Origin of the sequence: Curvivirga sp. (assembly GCF_965219885.1) — a bacterium.
GTDB lineage: Bacteria > Pseudomonadota > Alphaproteobacteria > UBA8366 > Aestuariispiraceae > Curvivirga.
On the sequence record NZ_CBDCOT010000009.1, the window covers coordinates 1 to 2,500 of the forward strand.

Below are 2,500 nucleotides of genomic sequence, written 5' to 3' on the forward strand. Positions count from 1 at the left end.
ATACTTCAAAGATCAATGTCACTGTAAGCGACGATTAAGGATTGAAGCCTATCGAACAATTAGTACTGGTAAGCTACACGTATTACTACGCTTCCACACCCAGCCTATCAACGTGGTAGTCTTCCACGGTTCTCAGCGAGACCTAGTTTTGAGGGGGGCTTCCCGCTTAGATGCCTTCAGCGGTTATCCCGTCCATACATAGCTACCCTGCTGTGCTACTGGCGTAACAACAGGTCCACCAGAGGTATGTCCATCCCGGTCCTCTCGTACTAGGGACAGCTCCTCTCAAGTCTCGTACACCCACGGCAGATAGGGACCGAACTGTCTCACGACGTTCTAAACCCAGCTCACGTACCACTTTAAATGGCGAACAGCCATACCCTTGGGACCTGCTCCAGCCCCAGGATGTGATGAGCCGACATCGAGGTGCCAAACACCCCCGTCGATGTGGACTCTTGGGGGGTATCAGCCTGTTATCCCCGGCGTACCTTTTATCCGTTGAGCGATGGCCCTTCCATGCGGGACCACCGGATCACTATGACCGACTTTCGTCTCTGTTCCACCTGTCGGTGTCACAGTCAGGCGAGCTTTTGCCATTGCACTCATCAGACGATTTCCGACCGTCTTGAGCTCACCATCGCGCGCCTCCGTTACTCTTTGGGAGGCGACCGCCCCAGTCAAACTACCCACCACGCAGGGTCCCGGATCCGGATAACGGACCGCGGTTAGACATCAAAATATACAAGGGCGGTATTTCAAGGTTGGCTCCACGAATACTGGCGTACCCGCTTCAAAGCCTCCCGCCTATCCTACACATATAGATCCTGATGCCACTGCGAAGCTGTAGTAAAGGTGCACGGGGTCTTTCCGTCTAACCGCGGGAACCCCGCATCTTCACGGGGAATTCAATTTCGCTGAGTCTGCGTTGGAGACAGTGGGGCAGTCGTTACGCCATTCGTGCAGGTCGGAACTTACCCGACAAGGAATTTCGCTACCTTAGGACCGTTATAGTTACGGCCGCCGTTTACCGGGGCTTCAATTCGCAGCTCTCACTACTCCTTTTAACCTTCCGGCACCGGGCAGGCGTCAGACCCTATACGTCGTCTTTCGACTTCGCAGAGCCCTATGTTTTTAGTAAACAGTCGCCACCCCCATTTCTGTGCCACCCATACCTGGTTGCCCAAGTACAGGTCTCCCTTCTCGCGAACTTACGGGAGTATTTTGCCGAGTTCCTTCAACGCAGTTCTCTCAAGCGCCTTGGTATGCTCTACCATCCCACCTGTGTCGGTTTAGGGTACGGTCTACATGTGGAGGCTATTTCCTGGAACAGCTTCGCTGCATTCACAATCCGATAAGCAAATACAACTTACGCCATCCGTCACTCATCCACAGGCCCAGGAATATTAACCTGGTTCCCATCGCCTACAGCTCTCGCTCTCGGCTTAGGGGCCGGCTCACCCTGCGCGGATTAGCCTTGCGCAGGAACCCTTGGGATTTCGGCGAGAGTGTTTCTCACACTCTTTATCGCTACTCATGTCAACATTCGCACTTCCGATACCTCCACGGACCCTCACGGTGCCCGCTTCAGCGGCTTACGGAACGCTCCGCTACCACTTACATAAATGTAAGTCCACAGCTTCGGTACGTGGCTTTAGCCCCGGTACATCTTCGGCGCAAGACGGCTTAACTAGACCAGTGAGCTATTACGCTTTCTTTAAACGATGGCTGCTTCTAAGCCAACGTCCTGGTTGTCTTGGCCTTCTCACATCCTTTCCCACTTAGCCACGATTTAGGGACCTTAGCTGGTGGTCAGGGCTGTTTCCCTCTCGACTATGGACCTTAGCACCCATAGTCTGTCTGCCGAGTAGTACTTCACGGTATTCGGAGTTTGGTTAGGTTTGGTAAGGCTCGCGCCCCCCTAGCCCATCCAGTGCTCTACCCCCGTGGGTATTCACTCGACGCTCTACCTAAATAGATTTCGCGGAGAACCAGCTATTTCCGAGTTTGATTGGCCTTTCACCCCTAGCCACAGGTCATCCAGTAATTTTTCAACATTATCTGGTTCGGTCCTCCAATGCATGTTACTGCATCTTCAACCTGCCCATGGCTAGATCACTCGGTTTCGGGTCTAATCCAACGAACTATACGCGCTATTAACACTCGCTTTCGCTGCGCCTACACCTATCGGCTTAAGCTCGCTCGCTAGATTAAGTCGTTGACCCATTATACAAAAGGTACGCCGTCAGGACTCATGTCCCTCCGACTGTTTGTAGGCATCCGGTTTCAGGGTCTCTTTCACTCCCCTTATAGGGGTACTTTTCACCTTTCCCTCACGGTACTTGTGCACTATCGGTCGCATGGTAATACTTAGGCTTGGAGAATGGTCTCCCCATATTCAGGCAAAATTTCACGTGTTCCGCCCTACTCAAGGACCTGTCATCAACTGTACCTGTACGGGGCTATCACCCACTATGGCCACACTTTCCAGAGTGTTCCAGTT

General features: G+C 52.8%; 1 rRNA gene (cut by a window edge). It reads right to left on the reverse strand.

Features of this window, described 5'->3' with window-relative positions:
- Positions 1–38: 38 nt before the first annotated feature.
- Positions 39–2,500, reverse strand: a 23S ribosomal RNA gene (locus ACOQOA_RS05525) (it continues 281 nt past the right edge of the window).